The following is a 12,640-nucleotide window of genomic DNA, read 5'->3' as shown; positions in this document are numbered from 1 at the left end:
ATGAAAACCGATATTGAGATTGCCAACAGCATTACACCCCAGCCGATAGAAACCATTGCAGACCAGATTAATATTCCCAAAGAAGACCTTTATCTGTACGGTCCCCACAAGGCTAAATTGAATCTCTCTCTCTTAAAAGATCAGGCGATCAAGGGAAAATTGGTCCTGGTTACAGCGATTAACCCTACGCCGGCCGGTGAAGGCAAGACAACGACCACTGTTGGCCTTGGCGATGCCCTCAATAAGGCCGGTCGCCGGACGGTGATTGCCTTACGGGAACCCTCTCTTGGACCGGTTTTTGGGATTAAAGGCGGTGCAACCGGCGGTGGCTATGCCCAAGTCATCCCCATGGAAGACATCAACCTCCATTTTACCGGGGACATGCATGCCATCACCTCAGCGAATAATCTTTTATCTGCAGCCATAGATAACCATATCCACCAGGGAAATGCCCTGGGCATTGATCCTCGGCGGATTACTTGGAAGCGATGCCTGGATATGAACGACCGGGCTTTACGCCGGATTGTTTGCGGTCTCGGTGGCCCGGCCAACGGCATGCCACGGGAAGAGGGATTCGATATTACGGTGGCCTCGGAAGTGATGGCCATTCTCTGCCTTGCCAATAACCTGACCGACTTAAAAGACCGCCTGGGACGGATTATCATCGGCGAGAATTTCGCCGGCGACTATGTATGTGCCAAGGACCTCCAGGTCCATGGGGCCATGGCCATGCTCTTAAAAGACGCCTTAAAACCGAACTTGGTCCAAACCCTTGAAGGGACACCGGCCATTATCCATGGCGGCCCTTTCGCCAATATTGCCCATGGTTGCAACAGCATTATTGCGACTAAAATGGCCCTATCCTTTGGGGATATTGCCGTCACAGAGGCCGGCTTTGGGGCTGACCTGGGTGCCGAAAAATTTTTTGATATCAAGTGCCGCTATGCCGGCTTAGAGCCTTCGGCTGTTGTCATCGTCGCCACGGTCCGAGCCCTAAAGTACAATGGTGGGGTGGCTAAAGATGACCTAGAGTTCGAAAACCTGGAAGCCCTTGAAGATGGTTTGCCCAACCTGCTCCGTCATCTGGATAATATCCAGAAAGTTTACGGGCTACCTGCTGTTGTGGCCATCAACCGCTTCCCGACAGATACAGAAGCCGAGCTGGACCTGATCCGCAAGGCCTGCCAGGATAGGGGGGTCCAGGTGGCCCTTTCTGAAGTCTGGGCTAAGGGGAGTGCCGGCGGTGTTGAGCTGGCTGAAGCCGTTTTGGCCCTCTTAGATAAGCCGCAGCAATTTACCTTTGCCTATCCTTCTGAGGCGCCGATTAAGGAAAAAATCCAGGATATCGTCACCCGGATCTATCATGGGAAATCGGTCGTCTACAGCAGCCAGGCGGAGAAAGTCATCCGCCAGCTGACTGCAGCTGGCTATGGAGACTTACCCATTTGCATGGCAAAGACCCAGTACTCCTTTTCTGATGACGCGAGCCGGCTAGGGGCGCCGGAAGACTTTACAGTGACCATCCAGGACTTGCATGTTTCTGCCGGGGCGGGCTTTATTGTCGCCCTCTGTGGCAGTATATTAACCATGCCCGGCTTGCCGAAAGAACCGGCAGCCTTAGGCATGGATGTCAACGCCGAAGGGGAAGTAACAGGCCTATTTTAGAGATACAAAAAGCCACCTGCACACAGCGCGTAGGTGGCTCTTTTTTTATTAAGGGAGAAAGGATTCTACAATCAAGGCCAGGGCCAAATAACTCCCGTAGTCCCGGTTTAATTTCGACATTTGTGCCATAGCCGGCATCATTTCTGCAGGGGACTGATTTTCTCGGAAAAAGCCGCCAATGACCTTCCGGACCCGCCAAGCAGATAGCCAGGGCAAGAGGATGACCCACTTGTGCCCTGCTCCCAGGAGGACGAAAGTCCAGAGGTAGGCTAGGGCCAGGCCACAGGCAATGAAGATAACACTCTTTCGATGGCCCAGCAAAATGACCAGTGTCCGGCGGCCGCCCTTTTGATCGCCGACCCGGTCCCGTAAATTATTAGCCGTTAAAATAAGTCCGATTAAAATAAAAATAGGGAAGGCCACCCATAAGACGTGGGTGGTGAGCTTGCCCAGCTGGACATAGTAAGCAATACAGGTGATGCCGGCCCCCATGGTCCCACCGGCAAAAATTTCACCAAAGGGTGTCCGGGAGAGGGGCAGGGGGCCACCGGCATATAAAAAGGCAATAAGGACACAGAGGGCCCCCACAAGGAGGAGCCACCAGCTGGTGCTCCAGGCCAGGTAGAGCCCTAAAAGAACCGCTAGTCCCAGGCAGACAAAGGCCGTCCGCAAGACGAAGGAGGGGCTGAGCCCATCGTGGACAATGGTCCCTCCAATCCCGATGGAGGCTTGGGTATCCAAGCCGCTATGGAAGTCAAAGTACTCATTCAGTAAATTCGCTGCAATTTGGATAAGCACTGAGGCCGCCAGCATAGCCAGGAGGATAAAGTCCCTTAACCGCCCACTTTCCTGCATGGCCAGGGCCGTTCCCACAAAAACCGGGATAAAACTTGCGGATAGGGTATGGGGCCTGATCATCCGCCACCAAAAATCAATAGAACGCACAAGAACACCTCTTTTCTATAAAGAAAGTGTACCATAGACGGTCCCAATGTCAATTTGAATCAGGCGGCTGCAAAGGGGCAATGTAACCACATTGTCATTAATCCTTATGGATAAAAGGAAAATCGCCTTGTTGAGCGATTTCTAAAAAGTATTTATTGGAAGGTTACTTAGGGGCAACTCGAACCTAGAAGTTTTATTGTTGAGCGGTGCCCTTCCTTTTGCTATAATGATAGGTGTTGGAGGTTAACGATAAGAGGAAAAGAGGTGTTCTTGAATGGCTCACGTGATTAATGGAGATTGCTGCATTTCTTGCGGCGCATGTGAAGGCGAATGCCCGGTTAGCGCAATTAGCGCTAATGATGATGGGATCCGTGTCGTTGACGCTGATGCTTGCATCGACTGCGGTAGCTGTGCAGCAGCCTGCCCGTCTGATTGTATTGCTGCTGAATAATTTTAGCTGGGCTTCACAAGGTGCCGCTTAGCGGCACACTACATAGACAGGAGGATACCTTAATTAAGTATTATGCTGTCAAAACAGGACGTGCGCCTGGCGTATACACTGACTGGGAAAGCTGTAAAAAGCAAGTCCATGGCTACCCCGGTGCGGTATATAAAAGTTTTAAAAATAAAGAGGCCGCCGAACACTACATGCAGGGTGTCCCCTCAGCCCCATCTCCAAAAGAGCCCGCCGCTGCTGCCCCTCAACCGACAGAGGACCGGCTCGTTGCCTATGTGGACGGGAGCTATGACGCCCGTACCGGCAGGTATGCCTGCGGTGTGGTGATGCTAACGGTAGCTGGCCGGAAGACTTTCTCTGAAGCCTATACCGATCCTGATAATGCCAAGCTCCATAATGTGGCGGGCGAATTGGCCGGTGCCTACCGGGCCATGGCCTACGCCCTGGACCAGGGGGTTTCGGAGCTGGTGATTGTCCATGATTACACCGGCATTGCAGAGTGGGCTAGGGGGAGTTGGAAAGCCAACCTGCCCTTGACCCAGGACTATCAGCAATATGCCCAGCACGTTCAAGGAAAACTTAAACTCCGCTTTATAAAAGTCAAGGGACATAGCGGAGACACATATAATGACTATGCAGATCGACTGGCTAAAGAAGCCTTAGCTATAAAGGGGTAAGAACGCCACAAATAAATATAAATAAGGATGGATGGTATGCACGCAGCTAAGAAATGGATTGCCTCCTGCCTCATGTTGACCGTGGCGGGAGGGTTTTTGACGCCACAGGCAGCCCAGGCAAGTTCCGTTCAGGATTTGCAAAATAAAAAGGGACACTTGGAGGCGGATATAAAGGCCGCAAAAGCCGATAGAGACAAAACCGCTGGTAACAAACGGAGTAATGCCCAAGCCTTAGAGGCCATTCAAACAGGCATTTCAACGACCAAACAGCGCATTGGTATTTTATCCGATCAATTGGTCGTCTCTGAAGGCCGGATCTCAGCTAAAGAAGTTGAAATTGCCGAAAAGCAAAAAGAATTCGACGCCCGTAAAGCGACGCTGAATAGTCGTCTGGTTGAAATCTACAAAAAAGGCGACCATAATTTTATGGAAGTCCTCTTCCAGTCAGAAGACTTTTCGGACTTTCTGACCCGGTTTGAGTATATGTCCTTAATCGCTAAAAAGGACCAGGACTTATTACGTGAAATCGCCGAAATGCAGAAGAGCTTACAGGCTGAACGCTCTGCCTTGCAAGAGGAAAAGTCTCACTACACGGCCTTAAAAGCTGAACAGGAATCCCACCAGGCCGGCCTGCAACGGCAAGAAGCTGAAAAACAGGAATTGGCGAAAAACCTGGATGCGGAAGAAGCCTCTTTGAATGAGCGGATTGCTGCTATGAATGCAGCCAGCATTGACATCGGTAATCAAATCGTTGCCATTCAGCAAAGGGAAGCAGAAGCTGCTCGTGCCCGGGCTGCTCAAATTCAAGCCCAACAGGCTGCCTCTGCCCAAGGCACCCCTGTGCCGGGTAATATTCCGGATGCACCTATTACTGTTTCCGCCGGGGGCTATGTCTGGCCTGTGCCGTCTTCCCATTACGTCAGCAGCCGGTATGGTCCGAGGATTTATCCTTTCGGGGGGACAGACTTCCATATGGGTCAGGACATTGCAGCACCTACCGGGGCACCTATTGTGGCTAGCCGGAGCGGCAAAATCATTCTTCAGGTGTACCATCCGAGTTATGGTAATTATGTTGTAGTTGATCATGGTGATGGAGTTAGTACGGTTTATGCCCACATGTCTGGCTTTGCCAGCAGCCTAGGGGCAAGTGTCAATGCAGGGGATATTATTGGTTTTATCGGCTCTACAGGAGACAGTACCGGTCCCCACCTGCATTTTGAAGTCCGTATTAATGGTCAGCATACAGACCCTGCAGCTTATATTGGTTGTTAAGTCATCTCCTCGGTTTGTCGCCGGGGAGTTATTTTATTCCAGGCAAATACAGGAGGATATTCTGTGGCATTAACAAAAAGTCAAATCCGCGACCTACGCAAGATGGCGCAAGCCCTTAAGGGCCAGGTTCAAGTCGGTAAAAGCGGCGTTACAGAGGGGACCCTGGTGAACTTAAACGAGTCCCTAAAGGCCCATGAACTCGTCAAAATAACTGTCTTAAAGAACGCTACAGATAATACGAAAGAGGTGGCCCAGGCGCTCGCCCAGGCAACTGGGGCTGACATTGTCCAGGTCATTGGGCGACAGATTGTCTTATTCAAGCGGAACCCGGACAAACCGGTCATTCAATTGGCGGCGATATAAGATGGAGGCTGCAAATCATATTCGTCGGCTTGTCGTCAAGGTCGGAACCAGCACCCTCATCCATGCCAGCGGGAAGCCCAACTTGCGCCGGATTAATGAGCTGGTAGAAATTTTAGTGGATTTAAGTCATAATGGGCTTGAGTGTATCCTCGTTTCATCAGGGGCGATTGGCATTGGCATGAGTCACTTGCGCCTAGGCCACCGGGGCAAGACCCTATCTGAAAAGCAAGCCTTGGCCGCCGTTGGTCAGGGCCTCCTCATGCACCTGTATGAACGTAAATTTAGCGAGTTTGGGGCGACTGCGGCCCAGCTCTTGCTCACCCGGGATGACCTGGCTGATAGACAGCGCTTTCTCAATGCCCGCAACACCATCCAGGAGCTTTTGAAGCTGGATGTGGTCCCGGTCATCAACGAAAACGACACCGTTTCTGTAGATGAAATCCGCTTTGGGGATAATGATTCCCTGGCCGCCCTGGTTTCTATCTTGATCGATGCGGACCTGGTCATCCTTTTAACGGATGTCGACGGCCTTTACACCGATAACCCGGCGACTAACCCGCTGGCGGAAAAGATCCGCCGGGTGTCTGCGATTACCGAGGCATTAGAAGAGATGGCCGGCTCGGCAGGGTCCTATGTGGGCACCGGCGGGATGAAGACAAAGATAGAAGCCGCTAAGATTGCCACCTCGGCAGGTATTCCCCTCGTTATTGCTTCAGGGGAAAAGCCCCATTCAATTTATGATATTGTCGAAGGTAAGGACGTTGGGACCTATTTTGACGCCCAGGCCGTTACGGCCCATAGTCGGAAAAGCTGGATCATTTATGGCGCCCGTCCCCTGGGGACCATTACCATTGATGATGGTGCTGTAGAGGCCATCACCCGGAAGGGGAAAAGTTTGTTACCGGCAGGTGTCGTCGAGGTAAAAGGTGATTTTCAACAAGGGGATATGGTGGACATTGCTTCCACGCATGGTAAAATAATAGCCAAAGGGATTTCTAACTATGCTGCGTTAGATCTTGAAAAGATAAAAGGCCTACACACAACTGAGATTGACCAAGTTCTGGAAGGACGCAGCTATGATGTCGTCATTCACCGGGATAATATGGGCCTTACCCATTAAGGAGGAGCCAATCATGTCATTGGAACAAATGGCGCGCAATGCTAAGGCAGCGTCAAAGGTACTGGCCTTGAGTGATCAGGTCATGAAAAACAATGCCCTTAGCGCAATGGCAGAGGCCTTGCTATTAGAAAAAGCCTACTTGCAAAATGAAAATAATAAAGATATGCAGGCCGGGCGTGAGGCGAATATGTCTGAAGCCTTACTAGACCGCCTGCTCCTGACTGATGCCCGCATTGAGGATATGGCCAAGGGCCTCAAGGACCTCTGCGATATGCCAGACCCCATTGGCCAGGTGACAGAATCCTGGCGGACAGAAAATGGTCTGCAAATTTCCCGGCAATCCGTCCCGCTGGGGGTTATCCTGATGATTTATGAGGCCAGGCCCAATGTCACCGCAGATGCAGCAGGCCTATGTCTGAAAAGTGGCAATGCTGTTATTTTACGGGGCAGTCGGTCGGCCATCCATTCGAATGTCGCCATTGCCTCTGTTTTAAAGCGGGCCCTGGCTGATACAGGTATCCCTACAGAGGCCATCCAGCTGGTGGAGGATGTTTCCCACGAAGCTGTTGGCGAACTTTTGCGGATGAATGACTGGATTGACCTGGCGATTCCCCGAGGTGGGGCAGGCCTCATTAAAAGTGTCGTTAGTCAGGCCAGCATTCCCGTCATTGAAACCGGGACCGGGAACTGTCACCTATATGTTGATGCCCCGGCTGACTTGAACAAGGCCTTGGCCATCACCATGAATGGTAAGGTCCAACGGCCGGGCGTTTGCAATGCCCTTGAAACCCTCCTGGTCCATAAGGATGTCGCCGATGCCTTTTTGCCGATGGCCTTAGAGGCTCTGAAAACCGCCGGTGTCAACCTTCGCGGTTGTGATCAAACCATGACTTACGGCAAGGAGATTGCTGCAGCGACAGAAGAGGACTATGCGACCGAGTTCCACGACCTTATTTTAGCGGTTCGGGTGGTCGATAGCTTCGCTGATGCGGTTAGCCATATTAACCGGTATAGTAGCGGCCACTCTGATGTTATCGTGACCGATAGCTATAGCCATGCCCAGGCCTTCTTAAATGAAATCGACTCAGCCTGTGTCTATGTCAATGCCTCCAGCCGCTTTAGCGATGGGAGCCAGTTTGGCTTTGGGGCAGAAATCGGCATCAGCACTCAGAAAATGCACGCCCGGGGTCCGATGGGGATTCAGGCCCTGACCAGTTACAAATATACTATCTGTGGTAAGGGACAAATTCGCGAGTGATGCGGATCGCTTTTTTTGGTGGGAGTTTTAACCCACCCCACCTGGCCCATAGGGCTATTTTGGCGCATTTGATGGCACGCTTTCAGTTTGACCTGACCCTTGTGGCACCGGCCTACAGCCCGCCTCATAAAAGAAACCTCAACCAGGCCTCCTTTGAAGACCGGTTGGCCATGACCCGGCTGGCCTTCGCTGATATGGAGGGGGTAGAGGTTTCAGATTTGGAAAGCCGGCGGCAAGGGCCCTCTTATACGGTTGATACCCTGGCAAAAATTGGCCAACGCTACCCGGATAGCCAGCTCTACCTGGTCACCGGCGGCGATGCCTACCATCAATTCTGCACCTGGCACCGCTGGGAGGATATCCTGGGCCAGGCCTGCCTGATCATTGCCAGACGGCCTGGCTATCCCTTGACCGGCAACCTGGTCTTAGAAGAAGCAGCTGCTAAAAGTGGCCAGGGTATGATCCTGACAAGTGCCCCGCAACTAGCCATTTCTTCAACGGCTATTCGGACTCGACTTGCCCAAGGGGATAGCTTGGAGGGTTGGCTGGCGGACGCTGTGGCCGGGTATATCCAGGCCAAGCACTTGTATCAAATGGAGGATGACCATCTTGAAGTATGAGCAATTCCGGACCCTACTCAGCCAGGAGCTGGGCCCCAAGCGCCTGGCCCATTGCCAACGGGTGGCTGATACAGCTGCCCAACTGGCTGAAAAATATGGGGCAGATGTAGATGACGCCTATCTGGCAGGGCTCATGCATGACTATGCCAAGAAATTTGACCAAAGCCGGCTCTATGAGCTTGCTAAAGAGGGGCAGCTCATCACCGACCCCTGTGAAGAAAAGGTACCGGACTTGCTACATGGGGTCGTCGGCGCATATCTTCTGGAAGAATCGGGTAGGATTACTAATAAGGCTGTCTTACAAGCCATGGCCAGTCATACAGTCGGGCGGGCCAATATGTCCCTACTGGACAAGATCGTTTATCTGGCCGATTATATCGAACCAGGCCGGACAACACCCGGGCTAGAGGCAGTACGCCAGGCTACAGAAAAAAATCTGGACGAAGGGCTCTTTCTAGCCTTGTCTAATACGCTCAGCTGGCTTTTAAGCGAAAAAAAAGTCATCCATCCCAACTCAATTCTCATGTATAACTGGCTGATTACTGAGGTCTTAAATTGAAATAGGCTAAGATAAAGGAGTTTTAATTTGGAACTTGAACTGAAAAGCATTGTTCAAACATTAGACCAACATAAGGGAGAAGATATCAAGGTCCTGGAAATCGGCGCCTTATCCAGCATCGGGGACTACTTTGTCCTGGTGACCGCGCTAAACAATACCCATGCCCAAGCCCTGGCCCATTACGTTGAAGAAGTCTTCAAGGCCGATGGGCAAAAGCCCCTGCGGATTGAAGGCTTACGCGAAGGCACCTGGATTTTAATGGACTATGGCGATATCATCGTACATATATTTACCCCTGAAGAGCGCAGTTATTATGGCCTGGAAAAATTATGGGGCGATGCTGAAGAATTGGCTACCGGCGCCTTAACGGATGGCCCTTCTGAAGAACAATCATGAGGCCTGTTGCCATCTTTGACTCGGGCATTGGCGGTCTAACCGTCATGGCAGAGGTCCAGCGCCGGATGCCGCATCTGCCGCTTATCTTTTATGCGGACCAGGCCCATGTCCCCTACGGGAATAAGGCGCCGGAAAATATCCGGGCCTATATGATGGAGGTCTTGGAAGACCTTCGACCCTATCATATCCAGGCCTTGCTTTTGGCCTGTAACACGGCCACCAGCGCTGCGGCCGATTTTTTGCGTGCCCAGACAGACTTTCCCATTGTTGGTATGGAACCGGCTGTCAAGCCGGCGGTGCTTAAAGAGGCTGTGGATAAAAAAATATTGGTCAGTGCGACGGACTTGACCCTCCGGCTGGATAAACTCAGCCGGCTGATCAAAAATCTGGCAGCAGAGGACCGGGTCCAACGTTTATCCCTGCAAGAGCTGGTTACCTTTGCAGAAAAAGGAGACTTTGATGGCCCTGCTGTTGAGCAATACCTTGGGGACCAGTTGGCACCCTATGACTTGTCCACTGTTGGGGCCCTGGTTTTAGGCTGTACCCACTTCCTTTACTTTAAGCCCCTATTAGAGGCCATCCTTCCGCCGACTATTGACATGATTGATGGCAATGTCGGCACCGTCAAGCAATTACAAAAGTTGATTGCCTATCATGAAGATGGCCAGGGACCAGGTCCCCAGCCCCAATTTATTGTTTCGGGAAGACCGGCCAGTAAGGAAGAAGCAGACTTTTTCCAAGCCTGCTTGTGCCGTAGCTAGATGTCCAGGAGGTGGTGACGTATGAAAAAGCTGCTTTTTGTGATCAACCCTGCCGCCGGCAGAAGCAGCTTACGGGATAACTTGTTGAGCGTCGTGAAAATTTTCTCGGATGCCGATTATCTCGTAACCCTTTATATCACCAAGTGTGCCGGTGATGGGCAAGAACATGTGGCTAGGTCAGCAAAAGAATACGATATCATCGTTTGTGCCGGTGGTGACGGGACCCTCAATGAAGTGGTTAATGGGATTCTCTTAAGTGGCTGGGATGTGCCCCTAGGTTATATTCCGGCCGGCACGACCAATGACTTTGCCACCAGCCACCAGCTCAGCCGGATCCCCCGTCAAGCTGCCCGTAATATCGTAGAGGGGAAACCCTTTCCCCATGACGTTGGTGAATTTAATGGTGAATACTTCACCTATGTAGCGGCCTGTGGCCTCTTCTCCGATGTTTCCTTTTCAACGCCCCAGGCGCTGAAAAACGCCTTTGGCCGTTTTGCCTACTATTTTGAAGGGGCTCGCAAAATCCAGGAAATCACGCAAGAGTTCCCCCTGGAACTGACCGTTGATGGCAAGGTTATGACGAGCAAGTATTGTTTTTTGGCTGTGGCCAACTCCCTGTCCTTAGGCGGGGTTCTGCAATTTCCTGAAGATATGGTTTCCCTATCGGACGGGGTTTTAGAAGTCTTGGCGGTCAAGGCCCCTCAAAATCCCATTGAATTTCATAATTTAATGCGCGCTATGGTTGAAAAGGATTATAATAATGACATGGTCCGCTGCATTCACGGTAAGGAAATTCGCGTCCAGACGGATGTGCCCCTGGTCTGGACCCTAGACGGTGAATCCGGCGGCAAACATACAGATGTCACCATTCGGGTTTGTGAGAGACAAATCCGTTTGATTTATTAGATAGACTTAACAAGGATGGTAGCTTGCTCATGATTCGATTCGAAAAGGTAAAAAAGCAATTTAAAAATGGAACAGTTGCGCTCGAAGATATCAACTTAACAATCCATGATGGTGAATTTGTCTATATTGTCGGCATGAGTGGGGCCGGCAAATCAACCCTCATCAAATTGCTTTTAAAAGAATATGATGTAACCGAAGGGGCTATCACGGTAGATGGCTTGCGGCTCAACCGGATACCAGCTGGTAAAATCCCGGCCTACCGCCGGAATATCGGCTTTGTCTTTCAGAACTTCCGCCTGCTTTCAGACCGGACAGCCTTTGAAAATGTCGCCTTTGCCTGTGAGTGCATGGGCTTGAATAGCCGGGAGGTCCGTCGCAAAAGCCGAGACGCCCTGCAATTTGTCGGTTTACGGGACCGGATGAACCATCGGCCGGATGAATTGTCTGCCGGTGAGCAGCAACGGGTATCTATTGCAAGAGCCGTCATCAACGACCCCCGCCTGGTCATCTGTGATGAGCCTACCGGGAACTTGGACCAACAAACGGCGAGCGGCATCATGCAGCTCATGGAAAATATCCACCAAAGCGGGGCGACAGTGATTATGGCCACCCATGACCATCGCCTACTGGATAACCACAAACACCGGGTCATCAATTTATCTGAGGGCCGGATTGTTGGTGATAGCAAGGTGCAGGCAGGAGGAGTCAACCGTGAAGTGGATTAATCATATGCTTTATGGCCTGCGGGATACCTTCCGTGCCCTGTTTAGACACAAGGCCATGGCCGGCTTAACGGTCCTTACCATTGCCATTACCCTATTTATTCTGGGGGCGGTTATCCTCTTTGCCTTGAATAGCCAGGCCGCTTCTCAAAAAGTAGAGTCTGAACTGGAAATGGTGGCCTATTTAAATGCCGGTCTATCCAATGATAAAATTGCCCAGTTAGGTGATAGCATCGGCAAGCTACCGGATGTGGCTGAAGTCAAGTTTGTGAGCAAAGAGGATGCAATCAATGAACTGAATGCCCGTTTTCAAGAAAATGACGACTTGAAAATATCGCTGGACGGGGATAACCCCCTGCCGGATGCCTACCGGATCCGCTTAGAAAACGCCGATGCCAGCGACCAGGTCGCTGAAACAATAAAGGGCATGGAAGGGGTCGAGGACTTGCGCTATGGCCAGGACCTGGTCCAAAACGTGGTCAAGCTCAATCACTCGGTCAAGGTTTTTGTCTTTATTGCTGTCGCCCTCATGCTCTTTGCCACCCTCTTTTTAATTAGCAGCACCATTAGCCTAACCGTTTCCGGACGGCGGGAGGAAATCAATATTATGTCCCTCATCGGGGCATCCAGCAGCACCATCCGGATGCCCTTCTTCCTGGAAGGGATTATCATTGGGGCCGTCGGGTCAATCATCTCCATCATTGGCTTGACTTTTGGCTATGGGAAAATGGAGGACTATATTTCGCACTTACTGCCCTTTTTACCCATCTATTTAAATATGACGGTAATCTATGCATTGATGGGCCTTTTACTGGCCATAGGGGTTATTCTCGGTGCTATAGGTAGTGCTTTCGCCGTCCGCAGGCATTTGAATGTTTAATTTGATCGGCACACATTGATATAGTGTGCCGGTTTTTCA

15 protein-coding genes and 1 pseudogene are annotated in these 12,640 nt (G+C 51.2%); 15 read left to right on the top strand and 1 reads right to left on the bottom strand.

What is annotated here, in order from left to right:
* Positions 1 to 1,665 (top strand): formate--tetrahydrofolate ligase, encoded by a 1,665-nt coding sequence (locus ACLGL1_RS00080; RefSeq protein WP_411006765.1) that lies wholly within the window; start codon positions 1 to 3, stop codon positions 1,663 to 1,665.
* A gap of 48 nt (positions 1,666 to 1,713) precedes the next feature.
* On the opposite strand, the gene ACLGL1_RS00075 is transcribed toward ACLGL1_RS00080, so the two are convergent.
* A complete protein-coding gene (locus ACLGL1_RS00075; RefSeq protein WP_411006764.1) occupies positions 1,714 to 2,610 on the bottom strand; it encodes a 1,4-dihydroxy-2-naphthoate polyprenyltransferase in 897 nt (298 codons plus the stop codon).
* Positions 2,611 to 2,884: 274 nt separating this feature from the next.
* Between ACLGL1_RS00075 and ACLGL1_RS00070 the strand changes: the two genes are divergently transcribed.
* The 14 genes and pseudogenes from ACLGL1_RS00070 to ftsX all read left to right on the top strand — a co-directional run bounded on the left by ACLGL1_RS00070 (position 2,885) and on the right by ftsX (position 12,601).
* A complete protein-coding gene (locus ACLGL1_RS00070) occupies positions 2,885 to 3,061 on the top strand; it encodes a 4Fe-4S binding protein (RefSeq protein ID WP_411006763.1) in 177 nt (58 codons plus the stop codon).
* Positions 3,062 to 3,081: 20 nt separating this feature from the next.
* Positions 3,082 to 3,246 (top strand): annotated as a pseudogene (locus ACLGL1_RS00065) (viroplasmin family protein); the annotation flags it as partial.
* A gap of 12 nt (positions 3,247 to 3,258) precedes the next feature.
* Positions 3,259 to 3,744, top strand: a complete 486-nt coding sequence (locus tag ACLGL1_RS00060; protein WP_411006940.1) for an RNase H family protein — start codon at positions 3,259 to 3,261, stop codon at positions 3,742 to 3,744.
* A gap of 36 nt (positions 3,745 to 3,780) precedes the next feature.
* On the top strand, positions 3,781 to 5,016 hold the full coding sequence (locus ACLGL1_RS00055; protein ID WP_411006762.1) for a murein hydrolase activator EnvC family protein: 1,236 nt from the start codon (positions 3,781 to 3,783) through the stop codon (positions 5,014 to 5,016).
* 63 nt (positions 5,017 to 5,079) lie between these two features.
* The gene (gene yhbY / locus ACLGL1_RS00050; RefSeq protein WP_411006761.1) at positions 5,080 to 5,379 is read left to right on the top strand and encodes a ribosome assembly RNA-binding protein YhbY; all 300 of its coding nucleotides are present in this window, start codon (positions 5,080 to 5,082) and stop codon (positions 5,377 to 5,379) included.
* Position 5,380: 1 nt separating this feature from the next.
* Entirely contained in the window at positions 5,381 to 6,499 is a 1,119-nt protein-coding gene (gene proB, locus ACLGL1_RS00045; RefSeq protein ID WP_411006760.1) for a glutamate 5-kinase, read from the top strand.
* Between the two features lie 13 nt (positions 6,500 to 6,512).
* The gene (locus ACLGL1_RS00040; RefSeq protein ID WP_411006759.1) at positions 6,513 to 7,757 is read left to right on the top strand and encodes a glutamate-5-semialdehyde dehydrogenase; all 1,245 of its coding nucleotides are present in this window, start codon (positions 6,513 to 6,515) and stop codon (positions 7,755 to 7,757) included.
* The gene (gene nadD / locus ACLGL1_RS00035) at positions 7,757 to 8,377 is read left to right on the top strand and encodes a nicotinate (nicotinamide) nucleotide adenylyltransferase (protein WP_411006758.1); all 621 of its coding nucleotides are present in this window, start codon (positions 7,757 to 7,759) and stop codon (positions 8,375 to 8,377) included. Before ACLGL1_RS00040 ends, nadD begins: the two co-directional genes overlap by 1 nt.
* Positions 8,367 to 8,936: a bis(5'-nucleosyl)-tetraphosphatase (symmetrical) YqeK gene (gene yqeK / locus ACLGL1_RS00030; RefSeq protein WP_411006757.1), complete on the top strand. Its 570-nt coding sequence runs from the start codon at positions 8,367 to 8,369 to the stop codon at positions 8,934 to 8,936. Before nadD ends, yqeK begins: the two co-directional genes overlap by 11 nt.
* 27 nt (positions 8,937 to 8,963) lie before the next feature.
* Positions 8,964 to 9,332, top strand: coding sequence for a ribosome silencing factor (rsfS, locus tag ACLGL1_RS00025; protein WP_411006756.1), 369 nt, complete (start codon positions 8,964 to 8,966; stop codon positions 9,330 to 9,332).
* Complete coding sequence (gene murI, locus ACLGL1_RS00020) at positions 9,329 to 10,093, top strand: glutamate racemase (RefSeq protein WP_411006755.1); 765 nt, start codon at positions 9,329 to 9,331, stop codon at positions 10,091 to 10,093. Before rsfS ends, murI begins: the two co-directional genes overlap by 4 nt.
* Positions 10,094 to 10,114: 21 nt before the next feature.
* On the top strand, positions 10,115 to 10,999 hold the full coding sequence (locus ACLGL1_RS00015) for a diacylglycerol/lipid kinase family protein (RefSeq protein ID WP_411006754.1): 885 nt from the start codon (positions 10,115 to 10,117) through the stop codon (positions 10,997 to 10,999).
* Between the two features lie 29 nt (positions 11,000 to 11,028).
* Positions 11,029 to 11,724, top strand: a complete 696-nt coding sequence (gene ftsE, locus ACLGL1_RS00010) for a cell division ATP-binding protein FtsE (protein WP_411006753.1) — start codon at positions 11,029 to 11,031, stop codon at positions 11,722 to 11,724.
* Positions 11,711 to 12,601 carry a permease-like cell division protein FtsX gene (ftsX, locus tag ACLGL1_RS00005; protein WP_411006752.1) on the top strand — a complete coding sequence of 297 codons (891 nt, stop codon included), beginning with the start codon at positions 11,711 to 11,713 and terminating at the stop codon, positions 12,599 to 12,601. The genes ftsE and ftsX overlap by 14 nt, the downstream gene beginning before the upstream one ends.
* The last annotated feature ends 39 nt before the right edge of the window (positions 12,602 to 12,640 follow it).

The sequence above is a fragment of the Peptococcus simiae genome (assembly GCF_046569735.1).
Taxonomy (GTDB): domain Bacteria; phylum Bacillota; class Peptococcia; order Peptococcales; family Peptococcaceae; genus Peptococcus; species Peptococcus simiae_A.
Note: the sequence above shows the minus strand (reverse complement) of the source record. Positions and strands in the feature narration are given on the sequence as shown.

Coding starts and splice junctions, on each gene's coding strand:
- ftsE (WP_411006753.1), top strand. CDS start 11,029: ATGATTCGATTCGAAAAGGTAAAAAAGCAATTTAAAAATGGAACAGTT.
- ACLGL1_RS00080 (WP_411006765.1), top strand. CDS start 1: ATGAAAACCGATATTGAGATTGCCAACAGCATTACACCCCAGCCGATA.
- murI (WP_411006755.1), top strand. CDS start 9,329: ATGAGGCCTGTTGCCATCTTTGACTCGGGCATTGGCGGTCTAACCGTC.
- nadD (WP_411006758.1), top strand. CDS start 7,757: ATGCGGATCGCTTTTTTTGGTGGGAGTTTTAACCCACCCCACCTGGCC.
- ACLGL1_RS00070 (WP_411006763.1), top strand. CDS start 2,885: ATGGCTCACGTGATTAATGGAGATTGCTGCATTTCTTGCGGCGCATGT.
- ACLGL1_RS00060 (WP_411006940.1), top strand. CDS start 3,259: ATGCAGGGTGTCCCCTCAGCCCCATCTCCAAAAGAGCCCGCCGCTGCT.
- proB (WP_411006760.1), top strand. CDS start 5,381: ATGGAGGCTGCAAATCATATTCGTCGGCTTGTCGTCAAGGTCGGAACC.
- ACLGL1_RS00015 (WP_411006754.1), top strand. CDS start 10,115: ATGAAAAAGCTGCTTTTTGTGATCAACCCTGCCGCCGGCAGAAGCAGC.
- ACLGL1_RS00040 (WP_411006759.1), top strand. CDS start 6,513: ATGTCATTGGAACAAATGGCGCGCAATGCTAAGGCAGCGTCAAAGGTA.
- ACLGL1_RS00055 (WP_411006762.1), top strand. CDS start 3,781: ATGCACGCAGCTAAGAAATGGATTGCCTCCTGCCTCATGTTGACCGTG.